25 protein-coding genes and 1 tRNA gene are annotated in these 25,691 nt (G+C 72.0%); 14 read left to right on the forward strand and 12 right to left on the reverse strand.

All coding sequences use genetic code 11. The features are described from left to right. Nucleotides 1–143: 143 nt before the first annotated feature. The 3 genes from OG956_RS20570 to OG956_RS20580 all read right to left on the reverse strand — a co-directional run bounded on the left by OG956_RS20570 (nt 144) and on the right by OG956_RS20580 (nt 3,810). Complete coding sequence (locus OG956_RS20570; protein ID WP_330339453.1) at nt 144–1,361, reverse strand: L,D-transpeptidase; 1,218 nt, start codon at nt 1,359–1,361, stop codon at nt 144–146. Between the two features lie 147 nt (nt 1,362–1,508). Further along, the gene (locus OG956_RS20575) at nt 1,509–2,534 is read right to left on the reverse strand and encodes a P1 family peptidase (protein ID WP_330339454.1); all 1,026 of its coding nucleotides are present in this window, start codon (nt 2,532–2,534) and stop codon (nt 1,509–1,511) included. A gap of 37 nt (nt 2,535–2,571) precedes the next feature. Next, on the reverse strand, nt 2,572–3,810 hold the full coding sequence (locus OG956_RS20580; RefSeq protein ID WP_330339455.1) for a low temperature requirement protein A: 1,239 nt from the start codon (nt 3,808–3,810) through the stop codon (nt 2,572–2,574). A 142-nt stretch (nt 3,811–3,952) separates the two neighbouring features. Here OG956_RS20580 and OG956_RS20585 point away from each other — a divergent pair, with 142 nt between their 5' ends. Next, nucleotides 3,953–4,129, forward strand: coding sequence for a hypothetical protein (locus tag OG956_RS20585; RefSeq protein ID WP_330339456.1), 177 nt, complete (start codon nt 3,953–3,955; stop codon nt 4,127–4,129). 19 nt (nt 4,130–4,148) lie between these two features. On the opposite strand, the gene mscL is transcribed toward OG956_RS20585, so the two are convergent. The 6 genes from mscL to OG956_RS20615 form a co-directional block, all read right to left on the reverse strand. Beyond that, the gene (mscL, locus tag OG956_RS20590) at nt 4,149–4,604 is read right to left on the reverse strand and encodes a large conductance mechanosensitive channel protein MscL (protein ID WP_330339457.1); all 456 of its coding nucleotides are present in this window, start codon (nt 4,602–4,604) and stop codon (nt 4,149–4,151) included. Nucleotides 4,605–4,742: 138 nt separating this feature from the next. Next, on the reverse strand, nt 4,743–5,357 hold the full coding sequence (locus OG956_RS20595) for a hypothetical protein (RefSeq protein ID WP_443065581.1): 615 nt from the start codon (nt 5,355–5,357) through the stop codon (nt 4,743–4,745). 371 nt (nt 5,358–5,728) lie between these two features. Continuing rightward, entirely contained in the window at nt 5,729–6,562 is an 834-nt protein-coding gene (locus OG956_RS20600; RefSeq protein ID WP_330339458.1) for an S-methyl-5'-thioadenosine phosphorylase, read from the reverse strand. A gap of 99 nt (nt 6,563–6,661) precedes the next feature. After that, on the reverse strand, nt 6,662–6,964 hold the full coding sequence (locus OG956_RS20605; RefSeq protein WP_330339459.1) for an FmdB family zinc ribbon protein: 303 nt from the start codon (nt 6,962–6,964) through the stop codon (nt 6,662–6,664). Nucleotides 6,965–7,031: 67 nt separating this feature from the next. Next, nucleotides 7,032–8,330: an MFS transporter gene (locus OG956_RS20610; protein ID WP_330339460.1), complete on the reverse strand. Its 1,299-nt coding sequence runs from the start codon at nt 8,328–8,330 to the stop codon at nt 7,032–7,034. A gap of 288 nt (nt 8,331–8,618) precedes the next feature. Continuing rightward, nucleotides 8,619–10,169 carry a potassium/proton antiporter gene (locus tag OG956_RS20615; protein ID WP_330339461.1) on the reverse strand — a complete coding sequence of 517 codons (1,551 nt, stop codon included), beginning with the start codon at nt 10,167–10,169 and terminating at the stop codon, nt 8,619–8,621. A gap of 223 nt (nt 10,170–10,392) precedes the next feature. Here OG956_RS20615 and OG956_RS20620 point away from each other — a divergent pair, with 223 nt between their 5' ends. Then, nucleotides 10,393–13,227: a penicillin acylase family protein gene (locus OG956_RS20620; RefSeq protein ID WP_330339462.1), complete on the forward strand. Its 2,835-nt coding sequence runs from the start codon at nt 10,393–10,395 to the stop codon at nt 13,225–13,227. A 66-nt stretch (nt 13,228–13,293) separates the two neighbouring features. On the opposite strand, the gene OG956_RS20625 is transcribed toward OG956_RS20620, so the two are convergent. Next, nucleotides 13,294–13,914, reverse strand: coding sequence for a 5-formyltetrahydrofolate cyclo-ligase (locus OG956_RS20625; RefSeq protein ID WP_330339463.1), 621 nt, complete (start codon nt 13,912–13,914; stop codon nt 13,294–13,296). 94 nt (nt 13,915–14,008) lie between these two features. Between OG956_RS20625 and galU the strand changes: the two genes are divergently transcribed. From galU to OG956_RS20660, 7 genes are all read left to right on the forward strand, one after another. Then, on the forward strand, nt 14,009–14,920 hold the full coding sequence (gene galU / locus OG956_RS20630; protein WP_330339464.1) for a UTP--glucose-1-phosphate uridylyltransferase GalU: 912 nt from the start codon (nt 14,009–14,011) through the stop codon (nt 14,918–14,920). Beyond that, the gene (gene glp / locus OG956_RS20635; RefSeq protein ID WP_330339465.1) at nt 14,917–16,239 is read left to right on the forward strand and encodes a molybdotransferase-like divisome protein Glp; all 1,323 of its coding nucleotides are present in this window, start codon (nt 14,917–14,919) and stop codon (nt 16,237–16,239) included. Before galU ends, glp begins: the two co-directional genes overlap by 4 nt. A gap of 131 nt (nt 16,240–16,370) precedes the next feature. Further along, a complete protein-coding gene (moaC, locus tag OG956_RS20640; RefSeq protein WP_330339466.1) occupies nt 16,371–16,883 on the forward strand; it encodes a cyclic pyranopterin monophosphate synthase MoaC in 513 nt (170 codons plus the stop codon). Further along, nucleotides 16,880–17,380 (forward strand): MogA/MoaB family molybdenum cofactor biosynthesis protein, encoded by a 501-nt coding sequence (locus tag OG956_RS20645; protein WP_330339467.1) that lies wholly within the window; start codon nt 16,880–16,882, stop codon nt 17,378–17,380. Before moaC ends, OG956_RS20645 begins: the two co-directional genes overlap by 4 nt. 20 nt (nt 17,381–17,400) lie before the next feature. Further along, nucleotides 17,401–18,033 carry a GNAT family N-acetyltransferase gene (locus tag OG956_RS20650; protein WP_330339468.1) on the forward strand — a complete coding sequence of 211 codons (633 nt, stop codon included), beginning with the start codon at nt 17,401–17,403 and terminating at the stop codon, nt 18,031–18,033. Between the two features lie 196 nt (nt 18,034–18,229). After that, nucleotides 18,230–19,450, forward strand: coding sequence for a divisome protein SepX/GlpR (gene sepX / locus OG956_RS20655; protein WP_330339469.1), 1,221 nt, complete (start codon nt 18,230–18,232; stop codon nt 19,448–19,450). 91 nt (nt 19,451–19,541) lie between these two features. Next, nucleotides 19,542–19,615: transfer RNA gene (locus OG956_RS20660), tRNA-Ala, on the forward strand. A gap of 49 nt (nt 19,616–19,664) precedes the next feature. Here the strand turns inward: OG956_RS20660 and OG956_RS20665 are convergent. Beyond that, nucleotides 19,665–20,141: a GNAT family N-acetyltransferase gene (locus tag OG956_RS20665; protein ID WP_330339470.1), complete on the reverse strand. Its 477-nt coding sequence runs from the start codon at nt 20,139–20,141 to the stop codon at nt 19,665–19,667. Between the two features lie 79 nt (nt 20,142–20,220). On the opposite strand from OG956_RS20665, the gene OG956_RS20670 reads away from it, so the two are divergent. Next, nucleotides 20,221–21,024 (forward strand): exodeoxyribonuclease III, encoded by an 804-nt coding sequence (locus OG956_RS20670; RefSeq protein WP_330339471.1) that lies wholly within the window; start codon nt 20,221–20,223, stop codon nt 21,022–21,024. Between the two features lie 63 nt (nt 21,025–21,087). Here the strand turns inward: OG956_RS20670 and OG956_RS20675 are convergent, their stop codons facing one another. Then, nucleotides 21,088–21,708, reverse strand: a complete 621-nt coding sequence (locus OG956_RS20675) for a MerR family transcriptional regulator (protein WP_330342896.1) — start codon at nt 21,706–21,708, stop codon at nt 21,088–21,090. Between the two features lie 188 nt (nt 21,709–21,896). Between OG956_RS20675 and OG956_RS20680 the strand changes: the two genes are divergently transcribed. The 4 genes from OG956_RS20680 to OG956_RS20695 all read left to right on the forward strand — a co-directional run bounded on the left by OG956_RS20680 (nt 21,897) and on the right by OG956_RS20695 (nt 25,647). After that, nucleotides 21,897–23,492, forward strand: coding sequence for a flavin-containing monooxygenase (locus OG956_RS20680; protein WP_330339472.1), 1,596 nt, complete (start codon nt 21,897–21,899; stop codon nt 23,490–23,492). Continuing rightward, on the forward strand, nt 23,489–24,457 hold the full coding sequence (locus OG956_RS20685) for an alpha/beta fold hydrolase (protein ID WP_330339473.1): 969 nt from the start codon (nt 23,489–23,491) through the stop codon (nt 24,455–24,457). The genes OG956_RS20680 and OG956_RS20685 overlap by 4 nt, the downstream gene beginning before the upstream one ends. Further along, nucleotides 24,454–25,338, forward strand: coding sequence for an SDR family oxidoreductase (locus OG956_RS20690; protein ID WP_330339474.1), 885 nt, complete (start codon nt 24,454–24,456; stop codon nt 25,336–25,338). The genes OG956_RS20685 and OG956_RS20690 overlap by 4 nt, the downstream gene beginning before the upstream one ends. A 93-nt stretch (nt 25,339–25,431) precedes the next feature. Next, nucleotides 25,432–25,647, forward strand: a complete 216-nt coding sequence (locus OG956_RS20695; RefSeq protein WP_330339475.1) for a hypothetical protein — start codon at nt 25,432–25,434, stop codon at nt 25,645–25,647. Nucleotides 25,648–25,691 lie beyond the last annotated feature (44 nt).

Here is a 25,691-nt window from a genome sequence, read left to right on the forward strand (position 1 = left end):
TTGCTGCATGTCACCTTGTGGGTGCATACCGTAGCCCCTCGGTCGGACATCATGTCCGGGAACCGAGAAAACGTACGCCGGGAAAACGCGCGGGCCGCGCGAAAAGTTCCCGCGCGGCCCCACGTGACGTCAAAACCTGCCGCTCAGAGGGCGCTTCCGGCGGTCCAGGCGCTCCACGACATGTTCCAGCCGTTGAGCCCGTTGTCCGGCGCGACCGTCGAGTCCGGCGAGTTCTTCACGATCACCACGTCGCCGATGAGGGAGTTGTCGAAGAACCACTTGGCCGGCGTGGCGCCCTGCCCGCCCTGTACGTCCGCCAGCCCGACGCAGCCGTGGCTGGTGCCCTCGCGGCCGAAGGGCGGATTGCCCTTGTTGTACCAGTAGTTGCCGTGGATGAAGGTGCCCGAGCTGGTCAGGCGCATCGCATGCGGCACGTCCGGGATGTTGTAGGCGTTGCCGAGGTCGACCGTCCGGCTGTCCATGGGCGTCTGCGTGAACTTCTCCGAGATCACCATCTGCCCGTTGTACGTGGTGTGCTGCGGGTCGCCGGTGGAGATCGGGACCGTCTTGATCGTCGTGCCGTCCCGCACCACGGTCATGGTCTGGGTGCCGGCGTCGACCGTGGAGACCTGCGAGCGTCCGATGGTGAAGGAGACGGTCTTCTTCTGCACCCCGTAGACGCCCCGCGCGCCCTGGACGCCGTCCAGGTCGATCTTCACGGTGACCCTGGAGCCGGACTTCCAGTACTGCTGCGGCCGGAAGTCCAGCCGCCGGTCCCCGAACCAGTGCCCGGCCACCTGCTGACCGCTGCTGGAGTCGACCGAGATGTGCGACTGCACGGCCTTCTTGTCGGTGATCGACTTGTCGAAGGTGAACGACACCGGCATGCCCACCCCGACCGTGGTGCCGTTGTCCGGGGTGTATGTGCCGATGAAACTGTCCGACGGCGTGACCGTGGTGAAGACCGACCTGGTCACGGTGGCGCGTCCGTCCGCGTCCTTCGCGGTCGCGTCGATCTCGTACTTGGTCCCCCGCTCCAGCTGCTGCTTCGGCTTCCAGCTGTGGCCGTCCGCCGATATCGCCCCGGCCACGTCCTGCCCGGTCCCCGCGACGGTCATCTTCACGTCGGTCAGCCTGCCGCCGCTGACCTTCACCCCGGTCGCGTTGATGGACGCGCCGGTCGAACCGTCCTTGGCCGAGATCACGATCCGTGCCGCCGACGCCTTGGGGGAGTCCTTGCCGCCCTTGCCGTCGTCGGTGGCGTTCGCGCTGCCACCGCAAGCGGTCAGGGTGAGGCTGCCGACCATCAGGGCGGCACAGGCCCCCAGTACGCGCCGCGCTGCAATGTCCGGCGTTGTCACGGGCTGCTCCCAGTTCGTGTGATGTGCGTGATCCGTTCCGTGCGTGAAGAAGGAGTGCCCGGGCGACCTCGAAGGTTCCCGGCGACTCCCGTTGGCACCGTCACGTGACAGAACCGCGACAATCGGGGCCGGACGGGCCGGCCCGCCTCACACCCGCCCGTACAACTCCCCGTACGACGGCCACACTCCGCCCGCCCCTTCGACCGACTCGGCGGCGCGCACACCGCGGACGATCGCGCGGGTCACCACATCCGCGCCGGCCGCGAGAACGCCGTTCATCTCCATCGGGTGCCCGGCAAGGGCCCGCTCGCCGGTCGCCAGCGCGAACACCGTGTCCCCGTCGTTCATGAGGTGCACCGGCCGTACGGCGCGTGCGATGCCGTCGTGCGCCGTGCCCGCCAGCTTCTGCGCCTGCGCCCTGGAGAGGTCCGCGTCGGTCGCGACCACCGCCAGCGTCGTGTTGAGCGGGGGCGGCGCGTTCCTGGCGGCGGTCTCGTCCAGGCGCCGGCGCGCGGCCTCGTGCACGCGCGTCTCCGGGTACGTCACCCGCCCCTGGCACAACTCCCCGTACAGCGCGCCGGTCCCGGGCTCGATCACCGACCCCGCGGCGTTCACGACCGCCAGCGCGGCCACGGTGATCCCTGACTCGAGCACCGTGCTCGCCGTGCCCACCCCGCCCTTGAGCCGCCCCGCCACGGCGCCCGTACCCGCCCCGACGCACCCCTGCGGCACCGGGGCGCCCGGCGGACTCGCCGCGGCCGCCTCCACCGCGGCCCGGCCCGTCGCCGCGTCGGGCCGGGCGCTGAAGTCGCCTCCGCGCCCCAGGTCGAAGACGCACGCGGCGGGCACGACCGGCACGACATGCGCCGGGTCCGGCCCCACCCGCACCCCGCGCCGCTGCTCCTCCAGCCAGGCCATCACCCCGGACGCCGCGTCGAGTCCGTAGGCGCTGCCACCGGTCAGCACGACCGCGTCGACCCGCTGCACCACGTTGCGCGGATCGAGCGCGTCGGTCTCCTTGGTGCCGGGCCCGCCGCCTCGCACGTCCACGGCGGCGACCATGCCGCCCTCCGGAGCGAGGACGACCGTGGTGCCGGTGAGCCGGCCGCCCCCGCTGAGGGTGGCGTGGCCCACGCGCAGCCCGGCGACGTCCGTGATCGCGTCAACTGTCATGGGGGCCAGTCTGGCCCGGACCCGCGCCCGCGAGGAGTCAGCCGGCCGGCGCGGTCGCACTCGCCGTGCGTCTCCGGCGGGCCATGCGCGCCGTCAGGGTCACCCCGGTCGCGACCGCCGCCGCGCACACCAGTCCCGCCGCGAGCACCGCCCGGTCGCCGAGGAAGGTGCAGCAGATCACCAGCAGCGCCGTGACCGGAAGCACCAGCTGCTGGGCGATGCCGACCTTGAAGTGCCGCGAGTGCAGCGCCCAGGCGGTGAGCAGATACAGCGCCGTGGGCAGCGTCACGGCCGCGGACGCGGACAGCGTGGAGATGTGGGCCCTGCCGACCGCCTGTTCCAGGGCCACTTCCAGGCCCGCGCCGATCGCGGCGGCGGAGGCGAAGATCAGGTAGTGGCCGTAACCCCACAGGAACGCCTGCCCGTTGGCGCGCAGACGGCCGTGGATGGGCACCACGAAGTAGATCCACCACGCGGAGAAGACGATCAGCAGCCCGCCCGCCGCGATCGGCAGCAGCTCACCCAGCGTGTCGTGCTCGTCGAAGCCTCCCTTCACGGCGGCCGTGGCCGAGGCGATCGTCTCGCCGAGCACGATGATGGTGAACAGGCCATAGCGTTCGGCGATGTGATGCGGGTGCCAGGAGGTCTCGCAGTCCTTCTCGGCGAAGAGCGGCACGCACATCTCCGCCACGGCCATCACCAGGAACACCCAGGGCCGGGCGGGTACGGGCAGCAGCAGCAGTCCGAGCCAGCCGACCTGGCACATCAGCACGCCGCACGCGTACCGCACCGCCATGGTCCTCTCGGGGGCCGGGGCCGATCTCGCGGCTCTCAGCCACTGCGCGGCCATCGCCAGCCGCATGATCAGATAGCCGAGCCAGACCACCAGGTAGTCGTGATGCCGGAACGCCCGGGACACACCGGCGGCCAGCACCAGGACGCCCGCGATCTGCACGAGGGTGACGACCCGGTAGAGCACGTCGTCGTTGTCGTACGCCGAGGCGAACCAGGTGAAGTTCATCCACGCCCACCAGATCGCGAAGAACTGCATGGCGTAGTTGAGGATTCCGTCGCCCGCATGCCCCTGGGAGACGGCGTGCACCAGTTGGACGCCGGCCTGCGCGATCGCCACGACGAAGCACAGATCGAAGAAGAGCTCCAGCGGCGAGGAGACCCGGTGCGCCTCGTCGCGCCCGCGCGCGGTGAGCCGCCGCAGCGGTCCCGAGGACTGGGGCGCGCCCGGAGAGGCGGGCGCCGGAGCGGAACTCGGCGTCATGCCTCCCAGCACAGCAGAAAACCGCCCCGAAATCTTGTGAATGCGTTCACAAGCTGTGGAGGGGGTGCGGTCCCCGCCGGGGCCCTCCGCCGGCGCCGGCGGCGTCGTCGAGCGCGGTTCACCCGGGCCGTACCCTTGAGGCATGAGCACCGCCCCCGCATCCGAGCCCCGCGACCCGAAGCCCGCGCTGGTCTTCGAGGACCCGCTGGACCAGCAGACCTCGGACGACACCGACCGCGGGTGGGGCGAGCGCCCGGACGGCGACAGCGCCTCCGACCTCAGGCGCTTCCTCGACGAGAAGCCGCCCCACCATCTCTGAGCCGCCCGCGGGGCCGCCCCTAGCGGTCGTGCCCCGAGCCGCGCTGCGCGACCAGCGCGTCGCGGATCTCCTTGAGCACCTCCAGCTCGCTCACCTCGACGACCTCCTTGGCGCCCTCCCGCGCCGCCTTGCGGGCCGCCTGGCGTGCCAGGTACTTCGACATCGGCAGGACCATCAGGAAGTAGACGACCGTCGCGGTGATCAGGAAGGTCAGCGTGGCCCCGAGGACGGAGCCCCACATCAGCCGGATGCCGTGCGTCCCCTTGCAGGAGCTGCTCAGGCACGAGCTGTAGTTGTCCAGGTTCTGCGTCCCGATCGCGCCGACCAGCGGGTTGATGATCCCCTTCACCACTGAGTTGACGATGTTCGTGAAGGCCGCGCCGATGACCACCGCGACTGCCAGATCGACGACGTTGCCGCGCATCAGGAAGGCCTTGAAGCCCTGCCAGACGCTCGGTTCCCTCTTCTCGCTCACCTCGGTGGCTCTCCTCGCATACACAGGCTGTGGAACAGGACGCTCCGCAACCTACGGCACGGTGAGGCCATCCTGTCCAATTCCGTCCATGGATCGAGGGACTGGACGGCGAGCCGCCGGGAACGTGTGCCAGGGCGTTCAGCACAGCGTCACCGCCAGGCGCGCCGTGGCGCTCGCGCCGACGAGACGGGCCGCCGTGGCGCGCGGCGCCGACAGCACGACCAGCGCCCCGGTCTCGGCGCCGCCCTCCGGCGGCTCGGGCACCCCGGTCACCCGCACACCCCGCGCGAGCACGCGGGCACCCCCTCCGGCCGACGGATCCTCGGCGGCGATGACATCAACGCGGTCGCCGGGCCGGAGCAGCCGGACCGTGGCCGCGTCGGAGATCCGCACCGGCGCCGTCACCACGTCCACGCGCGCGTGCCGGCGTACGGGCGCCGTCACCGGGTGACCTCGGGCCTGGTCCACGCGGTGCGGGGCGGACCCGGTGCGCGGGCCCGCGGCGACCAGCGCGGCCGCGGTCACCGCGAGGCTTGCCGCGATGGCCCGCCCCCGGTGCCGTACGAGCCGCTGCAGCCGGTACCGCCCGCCGCGCACCCGCACGGGCGGGAACTGCGGGACCTCACAGGTCGCCGGGGCGTCCGTGCCCAGCGGACGCGGGAGCCGGAGGGGAGGCGGGAGAGGGGGCGAGGGTGCGGGCGAGGACGGGTGGGCGGACGCGTCCGGGAGCGGCGGGGACGCGAACGGCGACAACGGGAACGACGAGGACGTGAACGACGAGGACGCTTGAGGGGACGCGTCCGGGGGTGACGGGGACGGACGGGGAGACGGGTTCGGGGACGACGAGGGCCACGGCACGGAGATCACCGCCTGCGACGAGGAGTTCGGCTTGCCATGCCACGATGAGGCCTCGCGCCGGATTCCGCCGGAGCCGGTGGATCACGGGCGGACTGTGGACAACCCGGCCACCCGAACGGGGAGTTCCGCACGGCCTGCCCCCGGCTCGCCCTCGGTGTCGTCCACAGCGGCCGAGGCCGATCGCACCGCCCACCGCCCGCTCCCCCTCGGAGCCGGCGCCACCGCAAGAACCGCGGCGGCGCACCGCAATCCGAGCCGGCCCGGCCCTACGGCAGCGCGAACCCCGGGTCCATCCCGCCGAGCGCGTTCACGCACAGGCAGTCGCGGTCGGCGGTCTCCGGCAGTGCCGTCACCGCGTCGAACAGCACGCCGCGCAGTCGGTCCACGTTGGCCGCGAACACCCGCAGCACCTCCTCGTGCGAGACGCCCTCGCCGGTCTCCGCGCCGGCGTCCAGGTCGGTGACGAGGGTCAGCGAGGTGTAACAGAGCTCCAGTTCCCGGGCGAGCGCCGCTTCCGGGTGACCGGTCATGCCCACGACGGACCAGCCCTGCGCCCGGTGCCACAACGATTCGGCACGGGTCGAGAAGCGCGGTCCCTCGACCACGACCAGCGTGCCGCCGTCCACCGCCTCCCAGTCCCGGCCCCGGGCCGCCTTCAGGGCGACGGCACGTCCGGTGGGGCAGTAGGGGTCGGCCATGGACACGTGCACGACGTTCGGCACGGTGCCGTCCGGCAGCGGCAGCCCGTCGAAGTACGTCTGCATCCGGGACTTCGTGCGGTCCACGAACTGGTCCGGCACGAGCAGGGTGCCGGGGCCGTACTCGGGCTGCAGACCGCCCACCGCGCAGGGGGCGAGCACCTGGCGGACGCCGACGGAGCGCAGCGCCCACAGGTTGGCGCGGTAGTTGATGCGATGCGGCGGCAGGTGGTGGCCGCGGCCGTGCCGGGGCAGGAAGGCGACCCGCCGGCCGGCGACCTCGCCGAGGAACAGGGAGTCGCTGGGCGGACCGTAGGGGGTCTCCACCTGGACCTCGGTCACCTCGTCGAGGAACGAGTAGAAGCCCGAGCCGCCGATTACGCCGATCTCTGCGTTCGCCATGACCAGCACACTAGCGGGCGGCGAGACCGCGGGGGAGCGGCGCCGGGAGGCGCCGGGGACCCCGCCGTCGTACGACGGCAGGGTCCGGTGGGAAAGCGGTCAGGCCGCGGAGCTGCTGGCGGAGCTCGCCGCGGACGAGCCCGAGTCGGACGAGGAGCTCGACGACTTCGAGTCGGACGACGACGTGCTCGACGACTTCGACGCCGGGCTGCTGCTCGACGTGGAGCCGCGGGAGTCGTTGCGGTAGAAGCCGGAGCCCTTGAAGACGATGCCGACCGCGGAGAACACCTTCTTCAGGCGGCCACCGCAGCTCGGGCAGTCGGTCAGGGCGTCGTCGGTGAACTTCTGCACCGCCTCGAGGCCCTCGCCGCACTCGGTGCACTGGTACTGGTAGGTCGGCACTGTCTTCCTCCTGGCACTCTCACTCGATGAGTGCTAACGACCATCCATAGTGACGTATTCCCCCGGATCAGTCCACCGTCATCGGCACGCGGTGATGGACGCCACGTGCGACGGTGCGGTTCTGCGGCCTCGGGGCCAGCCGCGACCGCAGCGCCAGCAGGGTCGCCAGGGCGAGCAGCGTGCCGGCCATCGGCACCAGGAAGCCCGCGCCGCCCCACAGCCGGTCCTCCAGCTGACCGGCGACGGTGACGGCGGCCGCCTGGCCGAGGGCGACCGCGCCGGTCAGCCAGGTGAAGGCCTCCGTGCGGGCACCGGCCGGGACCAGGGCCTCGACCAGGGTGTAGCCGGTGATCAGCGCCGGCGCGATGCACATGCCGACGAGCAGGCCGAGCCCGGCGAGCAGCAGCACCGAGTGCGCCGTCCACAGGGCGGACGCGACGACGGCGAGCGCCGTGTAGCCGACGGCCAGGCGGCGCTGCGGAGCGGCCTTCCAGGCGATGGCGCCGCAGGCGATGCCGGAGAGCATGTTGCCGGCGGCGAAGACGCCGTACAGGACGCCGTTCAGGCCGGGCTCGCCGATCGACTCGGTGAACGCCGCCAGGGAGACCTGCATCCCGCCGAAGACGGACCCGATGCCGAGGAAGGTCACGATCAGCACGCGCACGCCCGGCACGCGCAGGGCGGAGGCGTGCTGCACGCGCGCGTGCCCGCCGTCCCGCCGCACCGGCGGCTGCGTGCCCTTCTGGGCGGCGAACAGCAGCCCGCCGACGAGGGTCAGCGCGCCCTCCGTGACCAGGCCGGCCGCCGGTGTCACGGCGGTGCACAGCGCGGTCGCGAGCAGCGGTCCGACCACGAAGGTCAGCTCGTCGGTGACCGACTCGAACGCCGCCGCCGTGGCCATCAGCGGCGATCCCTGCAGCTTCACGCCCCAGCGGGCGCGGACCATGGGGCCGACCTGGGGGACCGAGGCGCCGGTGGGCACGGCCGCCACGAACAGCGCCCACAGAGGGGCGTGGGCCAGCGCGAGCGCCGTCAGCGACAGGCCCGCCAGGGTGTGCACGAGCACGCCGGGGATCAGCACGGCGCGCTGGCCGTGGCGGTCGGCGAGGCGGCCGCTGTACGGCGCGAACAGCGCCATGGAGACACCGGTGACGGCGGCGGTGGCGCCCGCGGCGCCGTACGAGCCGGTGGTGTGCTGGACGAGCAGCACGATGGAGAGGGTGAGCATCGCGAACGGCTGGCGTGCCGCGAAGCCGGGGAGCAGGAAGGTCCAGGCGCCGCGGGTGCGCAGCAGCGGCCCGTATCCCGGGCGGGACGGAGCCGGCGAGGTCTTCTCCGGTGCGGTGGTGGTGACCGTGGATCCCACGGCCCGTGCCTTTCTGCCGCCTGGTAGCGCGCGGGCCGTGTGTGGGGCCGGGCGCCGAGAGCTGTCCTCTTGCGCGGACTGCGGTAGATACCGGCGCCCACTGCGGGTGGGGGCGACCCGGCCGCCATACGGTCGCGCCAGCTCTGCGTCAGGCAGAGTTGGTTCGATCAGGGTGCGGCTTCATCGTACAGGGATCAACTGCTGTCACGGCTGTGAAAACGAGCATCGCGCGCGTGGCCGCCTGGCAATCCACGGGCGAGCGCACCGGTGCCGTCCGCACCGGTGCCGTCAGCGCCCGCTTCCCGTGCCGTTCGTGCCGAGCCAGCCCGCCAGCTTGCCGCCGTGGGCGACCGCGCGCAGGCGCCGTTCCGCCGCGTCGCGGACCGGGTCGGTGGCGACGACGAGCAGTTCGTCGCCCCGGCGCAGCACGGTCGAGGGCAGCGGAACGAACGATTTCCCTTCGCGTACGACGAGGGTGACGGCGGCCCCGGACGGCAGGCGCAGCTCGCTCACCTCCACGCCGTGCATCCGGGAGCCCTCGGGGATCGCCACGGACAGCAGGTGGCCGCGCAGCCGCTCCAGGGGCGCCGACTCGATGCCGAGGTCGGCTGCCTCGCCCGTCTCGCCCAGCCGCAGGGTGCGCGCCAGCCAGGGCAGGGTCGGTCCCTGCACGAGGGTGTAGACGACGACCAGTACGAAGACGATGTTGAAGATGCGGCGGCTGCCGGGAACGCCGTTCACCATCGGGATGGTGGCCAGGATGATGGGCACCGCGCCGCGCAGCCCCGCCCAGGACATCAGCGTCTGCTCCGGCCACGGCACCCGGAACGGCGCCAGGCTGAGGACCACGCTCAGCGGGCGGGCCACCATGGTCAGGACCAGGCCGATGACCAGGGCGGGCCAGACGTCGTCGCCGAGATCGTGCGGGGTGACCAGCAGGCCGAGCAGGACGAACATGCCGATCTGGGCGATCCAGCCGAGCCCCTCGGCGAAACCGCGGGTGGCCGGCCAGTGCGGGAGCCTGGCGTTGCCGAGCATCATCGAGGCCAGGTAGACGGCCAGGAAGCCGCTGCCGTGCCCCAGCGCGCCGGCGGCGTACGCGGTGACGGCGATCGCCATCACGGCGATGGGATACAGGCCGGACGCGGGCAGGGCCACGTGCTTGAGGCCCCAGGAGCCGAACCAGCCCACCGCGAGCCCCACGGCGGCGCCGATGGCGAGTTCCAGGACGATCTCGCCGAGCAGGACGTACCAGTGCTCGACCGGCCCGGCCGTGGAGAACGCGACGACCAGGATGACCACCGGGGCGTCGTTGAAGCCGGACTCCGCCTCCAGCGTGCCCGTCACGCGCGCGGGGAGCGGAATGCGCCGCAGGACGGAGAACACCGCCGCCGCGTCCGTCGACGACACCACCGCGCCGATGATGAGCGCCTGCCGCCACCCCAGCCCGACCAGGTAGTGCGCGCCCGCTGCGGTGACGCCCACGCTGACGGCGACTCCGAGGGTCGCGAGGACGGAGGCGGACGACAGGACCGGCCTGATCTCCTTCCACTTCGTGCCGAGACCACCCTCGGCGAGGATCACGACCAGGGCCGCGTACCCCATGACCTGGGTCAGCGCGGCGCTGTTGAAGTGGATGTGGCCGACGCCGTCCTGGCCCATGACGATGCCGATGGCCAGGTAGACGAGCAGGCTGGGGAGCCCGCTGCGGGAGGAGATGCGCACGGCCGCGACGGCGACGAGCAGGACCACGGAGCAGACGAGCAGGAGCTGGTTGAGGTGGTGGACGGTCAGCGGCGACTCCCTTCCTCGGCTCGCGCACCGGGGGCGCGAGCTCATGTGCACAAGACCCGAGGCTGCGGCGCACCGCACCCAAGTACTTCGTTACCTTACCTAACTCTTGACGCTTTCTTGACGCTCGGCGAGGCAAGATCGAACGCCCGTGCGCGCCGGTTCCCGACTCCGCGTCAAGCGGCACAGGGCCCTGCGCCTATGGTTGCTCCAGCGCTCATTCAAAGTCACAGCCCGACCTGCCGCTCGCGTTAGGACAGCAAGGACAGCGATGCCCCCCAACACCACCGCCACAACGGGAGACACCGCCACCGCCGGTGCCGCGCCCGCCAAGTCCGGCAGGAAGAAGGGGCGCAAAGCCCGACTGATCGTGCTGGTGCTGGTCCTGGCCGTCGTCGCCGGCATCGCCTTCGGCGGTTACTGGTCGGTCAGCACCGTCCGTGCCTCCTTCCCGCAGACCAAGGGGATGATCACGCTCCCCGGCCTGTCGGGGCCGGTCGACGTCAAGCGGGACGGCAACGGCATCCCGCAGATCTACGCGTCCTCCGACGCGGACCTGTTCATGGCGCAGGGCTACGTCCAGGCGCAGGACCGGTTCTGGGAGATGGACGTGCGCCGGCACATGACCTCCGGGCGCCTGTCGGAGATGTTCGGCAAGGGCCAGGTCAAGAACGACGAGTTCCTGCGCACCCTCGGCTGGGACCGGATCGCGAAGCAGGAGTACGACACCAAGCTGTCGGCCTCCGCCAAGAAGTACCTCCAGGCGTACGCCAAGGGTGTCAACGCCTACCTGAAGGGCAAGGACGGCAAGGACATCTCCCTGGAGTACGCCGCCCTGGGCTTCACCAACGACTACAAGCCGCAGCCGTGGACCCCGGTCGACTCCCTGGCCTGGCTGAAGGCGATGGCCTGGGACCTGCGCGGCAACATGCAGGACGAGATCGACCGCGCCCTGATGACCAGCCGCCTCGGCCCGCAGCAGATCGCCGACCTGTACCCGGAGTACCCGTACAGCCGCCACAAGCCGATCGTGCAGGAAGGCCAGTACAACGCGCTGACCAGGTCCTTCGAGCAGGGCGGCGCCACCGGCACCGCCAGCACGACGGGCACGGCGGGGACGACGGGCACGGCCGGCGGCGCCACGGGCGCCTCCGGGACCGCGACGGGCACGACCGGCTCCTCCGCCTCCGGCACGACCGGATCGTCGCTCACGAGCCAGCTGGCGGGCCTCCACGACGTCCTGGACGGCCTCCCCACCGCCGTCGGCGTGAACGGCCAGGGCATCGGCTCCAACTCCTGGGTGGTGGCCGGGAAGTACACCATCACCGGCAAGCCGCTGCTCGCCAACGACCCGCACCTGGAGGCGTCCCTGCCGGGCGTCTGGTACCAGATGGGCCTGCACTGCCGCACCGTCTCCAGCACCTGCCAGTACGACGTGAGCGGCTACACCTTCGCCGGCATGCCCGGCGTGATCATCGGCCACAACGCGAACATCGCCTGGGGCATGACGAACTCCGGCGTCGACGTCACCGACCTCTACCTGGAGAAGGTGACCGCGAACGGCTACCTGTACGACGGCAAGGTCCGGCCCTTCAGGACCCGCGAGGAGACCATCAAGGTCGCCGGCGGCTCCGCCAAGAAGATCGTCGTGCGGCAGACCCAGGACGGGATGCCCCTGCTGTCCGACCGTGACGACGAACTCGTCCAGGTCGGCAAGCGGGCCACCGTCAACGCCGCGGCCCCCGACCGCGGCGACGGCTACGGCATCGCGCTGCGGTGGACCGCGCTCGACCCGGGCACCTCCATGGACGCCGTCTTCGCCCTCGACAAGGCGGCGGACTGGCACGACTTCCGCCAGGCGGCCGCCCTGTTCGACGTGCCCTCGCAGAACCTGGTCTACGCCGACACCGAGAACCACATCGGCTACACCCTGCCCGGGAAGATCCCGACCCGCTCCTCGGCGGACGACGGCTCCATCCCGGCGCCGGGCTGGGACTCCAAGTACCGCTGGACCGGCTTCGTCAAGCAGGACGAGCTGCCCTACGAGTACAACCCCAAGCGCGGCTACATCGTCACCGCCAACCAGGCCGTGGTCGACAAAAACACGTACCCGTACACCCTCACCACCGACTGGGGGTACGGCACCCGCAGCCAGCGCATCACCGACCTGATCGAGTCCAAGATCAAGGACGGCGGCAAGATCTCGACCGACGACATGCGGCAGATGCAGCTGGACAACAGCAGCGAGATCGCCAGGCTCCTGGTGCCGAAGCTGCTGAAGATCAACCTTGACGACAAGGACGTGCGCGACGCGCAGAAGCTGCTGGAGGGCTGGGACTACACCCAGGAGTCCGACTCCGCGGCGGCCGCCTACTTCAACGCGGTCTGGCGCAACATCCTCAAGCTCGCGTTCGGCAACAAGCTCCCCAAGGAGCTGCGCGTCAAGGGACAGTGCCTGTGGGTCGACAAGATCGACAGCACCGGCCCGGTCGACGACGACGCCAAGGTGCGCGAGTGCGGCCGGCGCGACGCCGACCAGGCGCAGCCGGACGGCGGCGACCGCTGGTTCGAGGTCGTGCGCAACCTCATGGACAAGCCGGACAGCGACTGGTGGAAGACTCCCCGGTCGGGCACCCGCCCCGCGGCGAACAACATGGACCAGCTCTTCGAGCGCGCCATGATCGACGCCCGCTGGGAGCTGACCGCCAAGCTCGGCAAGGACATCGACACCTGGAGCTGGGGCCGGCTGCACCGCCTGTTCCTGAAGAACCAGACGCTCGGCACCGACGGCCCCAAGGCGCTGCAGTACATCCTCAACCGCGGCCCCTGGAAGCTCAGCGGCGGCGAGGCCACGGTCAACGCGACCGGCTGGAACGCCGCCGGCGGCTACAACGTCGTGTGGGTGCCGTCCATGCGGATGGTCGTCAACCTCGCCGACCTCGACAAGTCCAAGTGGATCAACCTGACCGGCGCCTCCGGGCACGCGTTCAGCGCGCACTACACGGACCAGACCAGCCTGTGGGCCAAGGGCGAGCTGCTGCCCTGGTCGTTCACGGCCAAGGCGGTCGACGGCAGCACCAGCGACACCCTCGTCCTCAAGCCGTGACCGGCTGACGGAACGCACAACGGCCCTCCACGCGCGCGTGGAGGGCCGTTTTCGTCGCAGGGGCCGTCAGGCGTCCGGGAAGCGGCGCACACCGGAAGGGGTCACCACGGCGTGCACGGGCTTGTCGTGCGCCTCCGCCGGGACGTGCGCGACGACTTCCGTGTCGTACAGCAGGACCACGAGCCGGGGACGGGCGCCCGCGCGCTCCAGCCGGGCGAGCACGCGGTCGTACGACCCTCCGCCCCGCCCCAGCCGCATCCCGCGCGCGTCGACCGCGAGTCCGGGCAGCAGGACGACGTCCGCGGCCGTCACGGCGTCCGGGCCGAGCCGCGCGCCGGAGGGTTCCAGGAGCGCCATCTTCCCGCCGTGCCGGATCCGGGCGAGGGAGTCCGGGCCGGTGTACTCGCCCCAGTCGAGGTCGTTGTCGGGCAGGAGCGCGGGCAGCAGCACCCGTGCGCCCCGCGCGCGCAGCGCGTCCAGCAGGGCGGGGGTGCCGGGCTCGGTCCCCACGGAGACGTACGCCGCCACGGTTCGCGCCCGCGCCAGCTCGGGCAGCTCCAGGGCGCGTTCGGCCAGGGCGCGGGCCGTCGCGGCGACGTCATCGTCCGTCAACCTGTTCCTCACCGAGAGGAACGCGCGCCGCAACGTTCGCTTGTCAGGCTCGCTCGTGCGTCCGTCGTGTGCCACGTGTCGTTCTCGCACCCTTCTTGAATGCCGTCATAAAGGGTCAACCAAGGGGAGCCACAGATTCCGCACAAAGGCACCCGATAAGGTTGCGGGCATGACTCAGTCGCACCCCAGGATCAGCAAGGCTGTCATTCCCGCGGCCGGCCTCGGCACCCGGTTCCTGCCGGCCACCAAGGCCACTCCCAAGGAGATGCTGCCGGTCGTCGACAAGCCCGCGATCCAGTACGTGGTCGAGGAGGCCGTTTCGGCGGGGCTCGACGATGTTCTCATGGTCACCGGACGCAACAAGCGTCCCCTCGAGGACCACTTCGACCGCAACTACGAGCTGGAGTCGGCCCTGGAGAAGAAGGGCGACGCCGAACGGCTCGCGAAGGTGCAGGAGTCCAGCGACCTGGCGACCATGCACTACGTCCGCCAGGGCGACCCCAAGGGCCTCGGCCACGCGGTGCTGTGCGCCGCCCCGCACGTCGGCCACGAGCCCTTCGCGGTGCTCCTGGGCGACGACCTGATCGACCCGCGCGACCCGCTGCTCCAGCGCATGATCGAGGTCCAGGAGAACCACGGCGGCAGCGTGATCGCCCTCATGGAGGTCGCGCCCGAGCAGATCCACCTCTACGGCTGCGCGGCCGTGGAGGCGACCGCCGACGGCGACGTGGTGCGGGTGACCGGGCTGGTCGAGAAGCCGGACCCGGCGGACGCCCCGTCGAACTACGCGATCATCGGCCGGTACGTCCTCGACCCGCACATCTTCGGCATACTCCGCAAGACCGAACCCGGCCGCGGCGGGGAGATCCAGCTCACCGACGCCCTGCAGCAGCTCGCGTCGGACGAGAAGGTCGGCGGGCCGGTGCACGGCGTCGTCTTCAAGGGCCGCCGCTACGACACCGGCGACCGCGGCGACTATCTGCGTGCCATTGTCAGACTCGCGTGCGAACGTGAAGACCTGGGCCCGGACTTCCGGACCTGGCTTCGCCGTTACGTAGCCGAGGAGATGCAGCAACGTTGAGCACCGCCGCGATCCGCCCCGCCGGCCCGGACCACCTGTGGTCGGTGGACGAGCACCTGGAGGACGTCCTCTCCACCGTCCGCCCCCTGGAACCCATCGAGCTGCACCTGCTCGACGCCCAGGGCTGCGTCCTGGTCGACGACGTCACGGTGCCGGTGTCCCTGCCGCCGTTCGACAACAGCTCCATGGACGGGTACGCGGTGCGGGTCGCGGACGTGGCGGGCTCCAGTGAGGAGTTCCCGGCCGCCCTGGAGGTCGTCGGCGACGTCGCGGCGGGCGCGGCCGACCCGGTCCGGGTCGGTCCCGGCCAGGCCGCCCGCATCATGACCGGCGCCCCGCTGCCGCCCGGTGCCGAGGCCGTCGTCCCGGTGGAGTGGACCGACGGCGGACTCGGCGGGGGCCCGGTGAGCGGCATGCGGGCGCGCAGCCTGGCGCCCGAGGGCGCCCAGGGGCAGGTGCACGTGCACCGCCCCGTCGACCCGCGCGCGCACGTGCGGGCCGCGGGCAGCGACGTGCAGGCCGGCGACCGCGCCCTGGAGGCCGGGACGATCCTCGGCCCCTCGCAGATCGCACTGCTCGCCGCGATCGGCCGCGGCACGGTACGCGTGCGCCCGCGCCCGCGCGTGGTCGTCCTGTCCACCGGCAGCGAACTCGTCCAGCCCGGCGAGGAACTGGGCCGCGGCCAGATCTACGACTCCAACAGCTTCGCCCTCACCGCCGCCGCGCGGGACGCGGGCGCCATCGCCTACCGGGTCGGCGCCGTCGCCGACGACGCCGAGACCCTCCGCTCCACCATCGAGGACCAGCTCGTCCGCGCCGACCTGCTGGTGACCACCGGAGGAGTCAGCGTCGGGGCGTACGACGTCGTCAAGGAGGCGCTGTCGCACGCCGGCGACGAGGACGAGGCGGGCGGCGGAGTGGAGTTCCGCAAGCTCGCCATGCAGCCCGGAAGGCCCCAGGGCTTCGGCACCATCGGCCCCGACCACACGCCGCTGCTGGCCCTGCCGGGCAACCCCGTGTCTTCGTACGTCTCCTTCGAGCTGTTCGTCCGCCCCGCCATCCGCACCCTGATGGGCCTGCCGGACGTGCACCGGCCCCGCACCCGGGCCACCCTGAGAGCCGGCGAGGCGCTGCGCTCCCCCAAGGGGCGCCGGCAGTTCCTGCGCGGCGCGTACCGCGACGGCGAGGTGACCCCCGTCGGCGGCGCCGGCTCGCACCTGATCGCGGCGCTGGCGCACGCCGACGCGCTGATCGTCGTCCCCGAGGACGTGGAGTCCGTCGAGCCCGGCGCCGAGGTGGAGGTCGTGCTGCTCGGCTGAGGCACGCGCGCGCAGGTGCCGCCGGGCCGGGGTCCTGGGCCGGTGCGCGCGTGGACAGGGCGGTAGCGTGTCGCGCACAACAGGCCCGCGCAGTTCAGTGCGCCGGGCCCGGACCGGGAGCGGCACACAGCATGACTGAGTCTTTCCGGGGGGAGACCCCCGGGCCCCCTGTGCAGGACGGCCTGACGCACATCGACGAGGCGGGCGCGGCCCGCATGGTCGACGTGTCCGGCAAGGACGTGACCGCGCGCACCGCCCGCGCCAGCGGCCGCGTCCTCGTCTCCCCGCGCGTGGTCGAGCTGCTGCGCGGGGAGGGGATGCCCAAGGGCGACGCCCTCGCCACCGCCCGCATCGCCGGCATCATGGGCGCCAAGCGCACCCCGGACCTGATCCCGCTGTGCCACCCGTTGTCGGTGTCCGGTGTGAAACTGGACCTGTCGGTCGCGGACGACGCCGTGGAGATCCAGGCCACCGTGAAGACCACGGACCGTACGGGCGTCGAGATGGAGGCCCTCACCGCCGTGACGGTCGCCGCGCTCACCGTGATCGACATGGTCAAGGCGGTCGACAAGAAGGCGGTCATCACGGACGTGCGCGTGGAGGAGAAGACGGGCGGCAAGTCGGGCGACTGGAGCCGCGCATGAGCTACCGGGCTCTGGTGGTCACCGCGTCCAACAGGGCTGCCGCGGGCGTCTACGAGGACAGGGGCGGCCCCTTGGTCGCCGAAGGCCTGAAGCGCTTCGGGTTCGCCGTCGACGGCCCCCGGGTCGTCCCGGACGGGGAGCCCGTCCAGGCCGCCCTGCGCGCGGGGGTCGACGCCGGCTACGACGCGATCGTCACCACCGGCGGCACCGGCATCTCGCCGACCGACCGCACGCCGGAGGCGACCCGCGCGGTGATCGACCGCGAGGTGCCGGGCATAGCGGAGGCCATCCGGGCGTTCGGACTGCAGAAGGTGCCGACCGCTGCGCTCTCCCGGGGACTGGCCGGGGTGGCGGGCCGGACGCTGATCGTCAATCTGCCGGGTTCCACGGGCGGCGTGAAGGACGGCCTCGCCGTGCTGGAGACCCTGCTGGTGCACGCCGTCGACCAGATCCGCGGCGGCGACCACGCCGGACCCAGAAGCGGGGGTGCGAGCTGAACAGCCCATCCTGGCCCGTCGTGCTGGCGGACGGCGATGTCGTCCTCCGGCCGATACGGCTGCGCGACCAGCGGGCCTGGCGCGAGGTGAACCGGCGCAACCGCGACTGGCTGCGCCCCTGGGAGGCGACCATCCCGCCGCCCACGCCGAGCGGACCGATAGCGCACCGGCCGACCTACCGGCAGATGGTCCGGCACCTGCGTTCCGAGGCGGGCGCCGGCCGGATGCTGCCGTTCGTCATCGAGTACCAGGGCCGGCTCGTCGGGCAGCTGACGGTCGCCGGGATCACCTGGGGATCGATGTGCTCGGGGCACGTGGGCTACTGGGTGGACGAGGCGGTGGCCGGGCGCGGGGTGATGCCGACGGCGGTCGCGCTGGTGGTGGACCACTGCTTCCGCACGGTCGGACTGCACCGCGTCGAGGTCTGCATTCGCCCCGAGAACCGGCCGAGCCGCCGGGTCGTGGAGAAACTCGGATTCCGCGAGGAGGGGCTCCGGCCGCGCTATCTGCACATCGACGGCGCCTGGCGCGACCACCTGGTGTTCGCGCTCACCGCCGAAGAGGTGCCCGACGGTTTGCTCGCGCGGTGGAAGCGGGCACGCTCTCAGGCGGAGCGCCGCAATGCGCAGAACACGCCGGAGAATCGCGCCTAGCCGCGCACCGGCGGACGTAATTGAATGTGTGTTCGAAATTGATCGGTTGTTGACCGTCTCGGGGCATTGAATTCCCGTCTGCGGTGGTCCCCTGATCGCATCGGTCGCAAAAAAAGCTGGAAATATCAGCCAGATCGTGCGACACACCGGCCCAATTGGCGGATGGCCTCGCGTAAACCCCTCTACGGTGTGAGACGTGAGCAGCAGCGGCCTCATCTACGCAGTCATTGTCGGGGCCTGGGCCGCCTACTTGGTGCCGATGTGGCTCCGTAGGCAGGACGAGCTGAACGAGGCCCGTCCGACGGAGCGCTTCAGCACCGCCATCCGGCTGCTGTCCGGACGGGCGGGAATGGAGCGCCGGTACGCCAGGGACCTGCGGGCACGCTCCGCCCAGGAGGGGGAGCCGGACACCGGCGAACCGGACGCCGTCACCGACTCGGTGGACGTCCGGGCCTTCGCCGTGCCTCCCGCCCGCCGCCAGACGGACGCCGGCATCGAGCCCGAGTCACCCGCGAGGGTGGAACCGGCGCACGATCAGGCCGCCGCGCCCTCGCCCAAGTCCCCTTCCACGCCCGCGCGGGAACGGACCCCGTCCGCGCGGTCGGCGCCCTCCGCGCAGGCGGCCGCGGCACGCGCCCGGCGCTCGAAGGTTCTCGCGCGCCGCAGACGTACCACCGTGGTGCTCTTCCTCGCCTTCACCCTGGGCGCGATCGTCGCCGCCGTCGGCGGACTCGCCTTCCTGTGGGCGCCCGCCGTGCCGGCCGTGCTGCTCAGCGCCTACATCGCCTACCTGCGCTCCCAGGAACGCCGCCGCTTCGCCTACCAGATGGACCGCCGCCGCGCGGAGGTCGCCGCCCAGCGGCTGCGCGAGCGGGAGCGCCAGCCGCGCCGCCGTGCACCTCTGGACGCGGGCCCCGGCACCGACGAGACGGAGGAGGTCCCGGAGACCGCGGCGGACCCCGGACTCGCCGCGCTCGCCGCCGACCGGCGCGCCCTGGTCGAGCAGACGGACCACGCCGAGTGGGTCGACCAGCAGCGGGAGCGGCAGCGGCGGCCCGGCGGGGACAGCTGGGACCCGGTGCCGGTGCCCCTGCCGACGTACGTGACCGCGCCGGTCGCGCCGCGCGCCACCTCCGACGTGGATCTGGGGGCGCCGGACACCTGGAGCTCGGCGCGTTCCAGCTCGGTCGCGCCGGAGCAGGAGCCGGACCACGCGCCGCGGGCCGAGGCCGGCGAGCAGGCGCCCGCGTCCCAGGACGCGCCGGCCGGCGGCCGCAAAGACACGCTGCCCCAGGCCCGCAACCGCTCCCGCGGCGGAGGCCCCGGCGCCTCCGCGCGCCGGTCGCGCGAGCGCGGCCGCACGCCCCTGTTCGACCAGTACGAGGACCGCGACCGCCCGCGCGCGGCCAACGAGTGACGCCCGCCACACGTCGGGAAGGCGCGCTGACCAGTCCGGGAACGGATTTCCAAGCACCCCGATCGGGATGCTAAAGTTTCACTCGTTGCAAGGGCCTGTGGCGCAGTCCGGTAGCGCACCTCGTTCGCATCGAGGGGGCCAGGGGTTCAAATCCCCTCAGGTCCACGCAGCATGAAGCCCCGGTCGGCGGAAGCCGACCGGGGCTTCATCGTCTCTACAGCCGCTTGGCGAAGCAGAGGCTGTCCGCGTGGTGGCGGTAGTAGCCGAACTTGGCGCACGGTTCGTAGCCGCTGGAGGTGTACAGCGCGACGGCCTCCGGCTGCTTGGTGCCCGTCTCCAGCACCATCCGGACACGCCCGGCCGCGCGGGCGTCCTCCTCCAGGGCCGCGAGGATGCGGCGGGCGAGACCCCGGCCGCGCATCTCGGCGACGACGAACAGGCGCTTCAGCTCGGCGTCGCCGTCCTCGTTGCCCTCCTCGTTGCGGTCCCGGCTGCGCCAGCCGCCGGTGGCCACGGGGCGGTCGAACTCGTCGTACGCGATCAGGTAGACGCCGTTCGGCGGGTCGAAGTCCGTCGCGGCGAGGACGGTGGCGTCCCCCTCGTCGCCGTAACGCTCGGCGTACTCGGCCTGGACCTCGTCGTTGAGCTTCACGGCGTCGGGGTGATCGAAACGAGCGCGGCGAATAATCATGCTAGGTATCGTACTTCTATGCAGTCGGTGGGCCCCGGGCTGGTGCGGGCTCCGACCAGTGTGCCGGTATCGTGCCCGGGTGCTGACTGTGACCTCGGTGAACGTGAACGGGCTGCGAGCCGCCGCCAGGAAGGGCTTCGTGGAGTGGCTCGCGCAGACGGACGCGGATGTCGTCTGCCTGCAGGAGGTGCGTGCCGAGCCGCACCAGCTGCCCGAGGAGGTGCGCCGGCCCGACGGCTGGCACGTCCTGCACGCCCCGGCCGCCGCCAAGGGCCGCGCGGGCGTCTCCCTCTACACCCGGCGCGAACCCGACGCCGTCCGCATCGGCTTCGGCTCGGCCGAGTTCGACGGCAGTGGGCGCTACGCCGAGGCCGATCTGCCGGGCGTCACGGTCGCCTCCCTCTATCTGCCCTCCGGCGAGGTCGGCACCGAACGGCAGGACGAGAAGATCCGGTTCATGGACGAGTTCCTCGCCCACCTCAAGGCGCTGCGCGAGCGGGCCGCCGCCGAGGGCCGCGAGGTCGTCGTCTGCGGCGACTGGAACATCGCCCACCAGCAGGCCGACCTGAAGAACTGGCGCGGCAACACCAGGAACTCCGGCTTCCTGCCCGAGGAACGCGCCTGGCTCGGCCGCGTGTTCGCCGCTGAGGACGGCGGCTACGTGGACGTCGTACGCAGCCTGCATCCCGGGACGGAGGGCCCGTACACCTGGTGGTCGTACCGGGGGCGGGCGTTCGACAACGATTCAGGGTGGCGCATCGACTACCACGCCGCCACGCCCGGCATCGCCGGGAAGGCCGTCAAGGGCTTCGTCGAGCGCGCGGCCACGCACGCCGAGCGCTGGTCGGACCATGCGCCGGTGACGGTCGTCTACGACCTGTAATCCCGGTCCCTGTGATCCCGGTCCCTGTAGTCCCGGTCCCCGTGGTGCCGTCGCCCCCGATCCTCAGTCCCGCTTGCTGATCCGCCGGTCCAGGGCCAGGGACAGTTCCGCCTCCACCACGTTGCGGGCCAGGGGGCGCAGGCGGTGGAGGTCTTCCTCGGGGGCGTGGCGGAGGATCAGGTCGGTGAAGAGTTCGGCCAGGGCGTCGGCGTGTTCGCGGACGCGGGCGGCGGCCGTGAGGACCTCGGCGAGCGGGATGCCCTCGCGGACCAGGGCGGAGGAGACGTCCAGCAGGCGGCGGCTGATGTGGACGATCTGGTCGCCGTCGGTGCCGAGGTAGCCCAGCTCCATGGCGGCGGCGAGGTTCTCCGGGGTGACCTCGCCCTCGAAGCGGGCGGCGAGTTCCTCCGGGGTGAGGCGGACCGGTTCCTCCTCCGTGGGCGTGCCGACGCCGATCAGGTCGGCGACGTCGCGGCCCTGGTCGAGGGCCTCGGCGAGTTCGGCGATGCCGCTGAGGGTGTGGCCGCGCTCCAGCAGGGCGGCGATGGTGCGCAGGCGGGCCAGGTGGTGGTCGTCGTACCAGGCGATGCGGCCCTCGCGGCGGGGCGGCGGGATCAGCTTGCGCTCACGGTAGAAGCGCAGCGTGCGCACGGTGATGCCGGCGAGCCGCGCCAGTTCCTCCATGCGGTACTCGCGCCGTCCTGGCGGCCGTGCCTCCGGGTGCTCCGTGTCCTCTGCCACGCCCGAAGCCTATGTTGTACCGCCGGTAACTTTCCTTTCCCGACCCCTACCGCCGAGTACGGAGCTGCTCTACAGTCCCATTGCGCCAGTGTTCACTGGCAGAGTCCGATGCGATGCGTGGAGGCTTCGGGATGGCCCAGCACGAGCATGTACGGGTGGCGGTGATCGGGTCCGGGTTCGGCGGTCTGGGAGCCGCCGTGCGGCTGCGCCGCGAAGGGATCACCGACTTCGTCGTCCTGGAGCGGGCGGACAGCGTGGGCGGCACCTGGCGGGACAACAGCTACCCCGGGTGCGCCTGCGACGTGCCCTCCCACCTGTACTCCTTCTCCTTCGCGCCCAACCCCGACTGGCCGCGCACCTTCTCCGGGCAGCAGCACATCCGCGCCTATCTGGAGCACGTCACCGACCTGTTCGGGCTGCGCCCGCACATCCGCTTCGACTCCGAGGTCAAGCTGATGCGGTGGGACACCGAGAGGCTGTGGTGGGAGATCGAGACCGTACGGGGCACGCTCACCGCCGACGTCGTCGTCTCCGCCACCGGGCCGCTGTCCGACCCGAAGATCCCCGAGATCCCGGGCCTGGAGACCTTCCCCGGCAAGGTCTTCCACTCCGCCCGCTGGGACCACGACTACGACCTGCGCGGCAAGCGCGTCGCCATGGTCGGCACCGGTGCCTCCGCCATCCAGATCGTGCCCGCCATCCAGCCGAAGGTCGGCCGGCTCACCCTCTTCCAGCGGACCCCGCCGTGGGTGATGCCCCGCATGGACCGCGCCATCAGCGGCGCCGAGCGCTGGCTGCACCGGTCCCTGCCCTTCACCACCCAGCTGCGGCGCGGGCTGCTGTGGGGCATCCGGGAGCTGCAGGTGCAGGCGTTCACCAAGCACCCCGAGGAACTAGGCCTGGTCGAGCAGCTCGCCAGGCGCAACATGGCCCGGGCCATCAAGGACCCGGCCCTGCGCGCCAAGCTGACCCCCGACTACCGGATCGGCTGCAAGCGGATCCTGCTGTCCAGCGAGTACTACCCGGCGCTGGCCCGGCCGAACGTGGACGTCGTGGCCAGCGGGCTCGGCGAGATCCGCGGCTCCACCGTCGTCGCCGCCGACGGCACCGAGGCCGAGGTCGACGCGATCATCTTCGGTACGGGCTTCCACGTCACGGACATGCCGATCGCCGAGCGCGTGGTCGGCGCCGAGGGCATCACCCTCGCCGAGTCCTGGAAGAACGGCATGCAGGCGCTGCGCGGCGCCGCGGCCGCCGGGTTCCCCAACTGGATGACGATCATCGGGCCCAACACCGGGCTCGGGAACTCCTCGATGATCCTCATGATCGAGTCCCAGCTGAACTACATGGCCGACTATCTGCGGCAACTGGACGTCCTGGGGGTCCCCCCAGGCCCTCAAGGCACTGGGGGAGGCCGTACGGCCCTCGATGCCCGGCCGGCGGCCGTCGAGGACTGGAACCGCAAGGTCCAGGAGCGGATGAAGCGCACGGTGTGGAACACCGGCGGCTGCACCAGCTGGTACCTCGACGACAGCGGCCGCAACACCACCATCTGGCCCGGTACGACGTCGGAGTTCCGGCGCGCGACCCGGCGGGTGGACCTGGCCGAGTACGAGGTCATCCGGGCGCGCCCCACCGAGTCGCCGGGGGCCGCACCGAGTGCCGAGCGATCCGGCGCGGCCGCGCCGAAGATGGCCGCCGCCGGGCAGAGCGAGGGCGCCGCATGAGCCGGCCCGCCCCCGACGCCCGTGTCACCTCCGGGCCGTACGCCCCGCCCGCTCCCGCCCGCGAACTCACCGTCGTCTCCGCCGACGGCGCCCCGCTGCACGTCGAGGTGCACGGCCCCGAGGACGCGCCGCCCGTCGTCCTCTCCCACGGCTGGACCTGCTCGACCGCCTTCTGGGCCGCGCAGATACGGGACCTCGCCACCGACCACCGGGTGATCGCGTACGACCAGCGGGGGCACGGGCGCAGCCCCGCGAGCCCCGCGTGCACCGCCCAGGCGCTGGCGGACGACCTCGAAGCGGTGCTCGCGCAGACGCTCGCGCTCGGCGAGAAGGCGGTGATCGTCGGCCACTCCATGGGCGGGATGACCGTCATGGCCGCCGCCGCGCGCCCCCGCTTCCGGGAACACGCCGCCGCCGTCCTGCTGTGCAGCACCGGCAGCTCGCGGCTGGTCGCGGAGTCGCGGGTGCTGCCGCTGGGCGCCGGGCGGGTGCGCACCTGGATCACCGGGCGCGTCCTCGGCTCGCGCGCCCCCCTCGGGCCGGTCACGCCGGTCGCCAAACGCATCCTCAAGTACGCCACGATGGGCGCCGGTTCGGCCCCGCACATGGTGGAGGCGTGCGCCCGGATCGTGCACGCCTGCCCGCGCGCCGTACGCCACGCCTGGGCCGCCGTCCTTGAGTCGCTCGATCTCGACCACGGCGTACGGGAGTTGCACACGCCCACCGCGATCGTGCACGGCGCGTCCGACCGGCTCACGCCTCCCGTGCACGCCCACGCGCTGGTCGCCGCGCTGCCGCACTGCGTCGGCCTGACCGAGCTGGCCGGCGTCGGCCACATGACCCCGATCGAGGCCCCCGGCCTGGTGACCGGCCGGATCCGGGAACTCGTCACCACGTACGTCACCGCACACACCACGTCCGAAGCCACGGGGGCCGGTCCCGCACAGATCAAGGAGGGCGCATGAGCAGGGTGAGCCTCGAAGGGCAGGTCGCGGTCGTCACCGGGGCGGCGCGCGGCGTCGGAGAGCTGCTGGCCCGCAAGCTCTCCGCGCGCGGCGCGAAGGTCGCGCTGGTCGGTCTCGAGGAGGACGCCCTCAAGGACGTCTCCTCGCGGCTGCACAGCGAGAGCGCCCACTGGTACGCCGACGTCACCGACCACGAGACGATGAGCCGGGTCGCGCAGGAGGTCAAGGCGCGGTTCGGGAAGGTCGACATCGTGGTCGCCAACGCCGGTGTGGCGACGGGCGGTCCGTTCGTCGACTCCGATCCGCAGGCCTGGCGGCGGGTGATCGAGGTCAACCTGATCGGTTCGGCGGTGACCGCGCGGGCCTTCCTGCCGGTGCTGGTGGAGAGCCGGGGCTACCTGCTGCAGATCGCCTCGCTCGCCGCGATCACGCCGGCGCCGATGATGTCGGCGTACTGCGCCTCCAAGTCGGGCGTGGAGGCGTACGCCCACAGCCTGCGCCCCGAGGTCGGCCACCAGGGCGTGCGGGTGGGTGTCGCGTACCTGTCCTGGACCGACACCGACATGGTGCGCGGCGCCGACCAGGACGACGTGATGCGGGAGCTGCGGCAGCGGCTGCCGTGGCCGTCCAACAAGACCTACCCGCTGGGCCCGGCGGTGGACCGGCTGGTCGCCGGGATCGAGCGGCGCTCGGCGCATGTGTACGGGCAGTGGTGGCTGCGCGGCATGCAGGGCGTGCGGGGCTGTCTTCCGGGGCTCATCGGGACGGTCGGGCAGCGTGAGATGAAGCGGTTCGCACCGCGGCTGCAGGGGATGCGCTCGGGGCTCGTCGGTGCAGGTGGGGCGGCCGACGAGGCAGCCCGCGCTACGCACCGTGACTGATCCACATGCGCTCCGTGGTCGCCCGTGTGAATCTGGGTGAGGCCCCACGGAGGGGCCGATTCCCCACCTCACCCACCACGGGAGTGAACCCACATGGGTATGAAGGACAAGGCCAACGAGTGGCAGGAACAGGGCAAGCAGAAGCTCGGTGAGGCGCGCGAGCGGGCCGGCCAGCAGTCCCAGCGCGGCGGCCAGCAGCAGCCCCAGCGCGGCGGTCAGCAGCCGCAGCGCGGCCGCGAGAACCTGCGCGACATCGAGGACACCGAGTCGGAGATGGAAGACCGCTTCGACCGGGACTACGACGCCTAGTCGCTGCGCTCGGCTTTGGCCGGTTGGCGTGGGGCGCCCTTCTT

This window comes from Streptomyces sp. NBC_00557 (assembly GCF_036345995.1).
Lineage (GTDB): Bacteria > Actinomycetota > Actinomycetes > Streptomycetales > Streptomycetaceae > Streptomyces.

Coding starts and splice junctions, on each gene's coding strand:
- OG956_RS20585 (WP_330339456.1), top strand. CDS start 3,953: ATGAGCACCGCCCCCGCATCCGAGCCCCGCGACCCGAAGCCCGCGCTG.
- OG956_RS20675 (WP_330342896.1), bottom strand. CDS start 21,708: ATGGAGGAACTGGCGCGGCTCGCCGGCATCACCGTGCGCACGCTGCGC.
- OG956_RS20685 (WP_330339473.1), top strand. CDS start 23,489: ATGAGCCGGCCCGCCCCCGACGCCCGTGTCACCTCCGGGCCGTACGCC.
- OG956_RS20575 (WP_330339454.1), bottom strand. CDS start 2,534: ATGACAGTTGACGCGATCACGGACGTCGCCGGGCTGCGCGTGGGCCAC.
- OG956_RS20645 (WP_330339467.1), top strand. CDS start 16,880: ATGAGCTACCGGGCTCTGGTGGTCACCGCGTCCAACAGGGCTGCCGCG.
- OG956_RS20695 (WP_330339475.1), top strand. CDS start 25,432: ATGGGTATGAAGGACAAGGCCAACGAGTGGCAGGAACAGGGCAAGCAG.
- OG956_RS20580 (WP_330339455.1), bottom strand. CDS start 3,810: ATGACGCCGAGTTCCGCTCCGGCGCCCGCCTCTCCGGGCGCGCCCCAG.
- OG956_RS20620 (WP_330339462.1), top strand. CDS start 10,393: ATGCCCCCCAACACCACCGCCACAACGGGAGACACCGCCACCGCCGGT.
- galU (WP_330339464.1), top strand. CDS start 14,009: ATGACTCAGTCGCACCCCAGGATCAGCAAGGCTGTCATTCCCGCGGCC.
- OG956_RS20690 (WP_330339474.1), top strand. CDS start 24,454: ATGAGCAGGGTGAGCCTCGAAGGGCAGGTCGCGGTCGTCACCGGGGCG.
- OG956_RS20665 (WP_330339470.1), bottom strand. CDS start 20,141: ATGATTATTCGCCGCGCTCGTTTCGATCACCCCGACGCCGTGAAGCTC.
- OG956_RS20680 (WP_330339472.1), top strand. CDS start 21,897: ATGGCCCAGCACGAGCATGTACGGGTGGCGGTGATCGGGTCCGGGTTC.
- moaC (WP_330339466.1), top strand. CDS start 16,371: ATGACTGAGTCTTTCCGGGGGGAGACCCCCGGGCCCCCTGTGCAGGAC.
- OG956_RS20600 (WP_330339458.1), bottom strand. CDS start 6,562: ATGGCGAACGCAGAGATCGGCGTAATCGGCGGCTCGGGCTTCTACTCG.
- OG956_RS20615 (WP_330339461.1), bottom strand. CDS start 10,169: ATGAGCTCGCGCCCCCGGTGCGCGAGCCGAGGAAGGGAGTCGCCGCTG.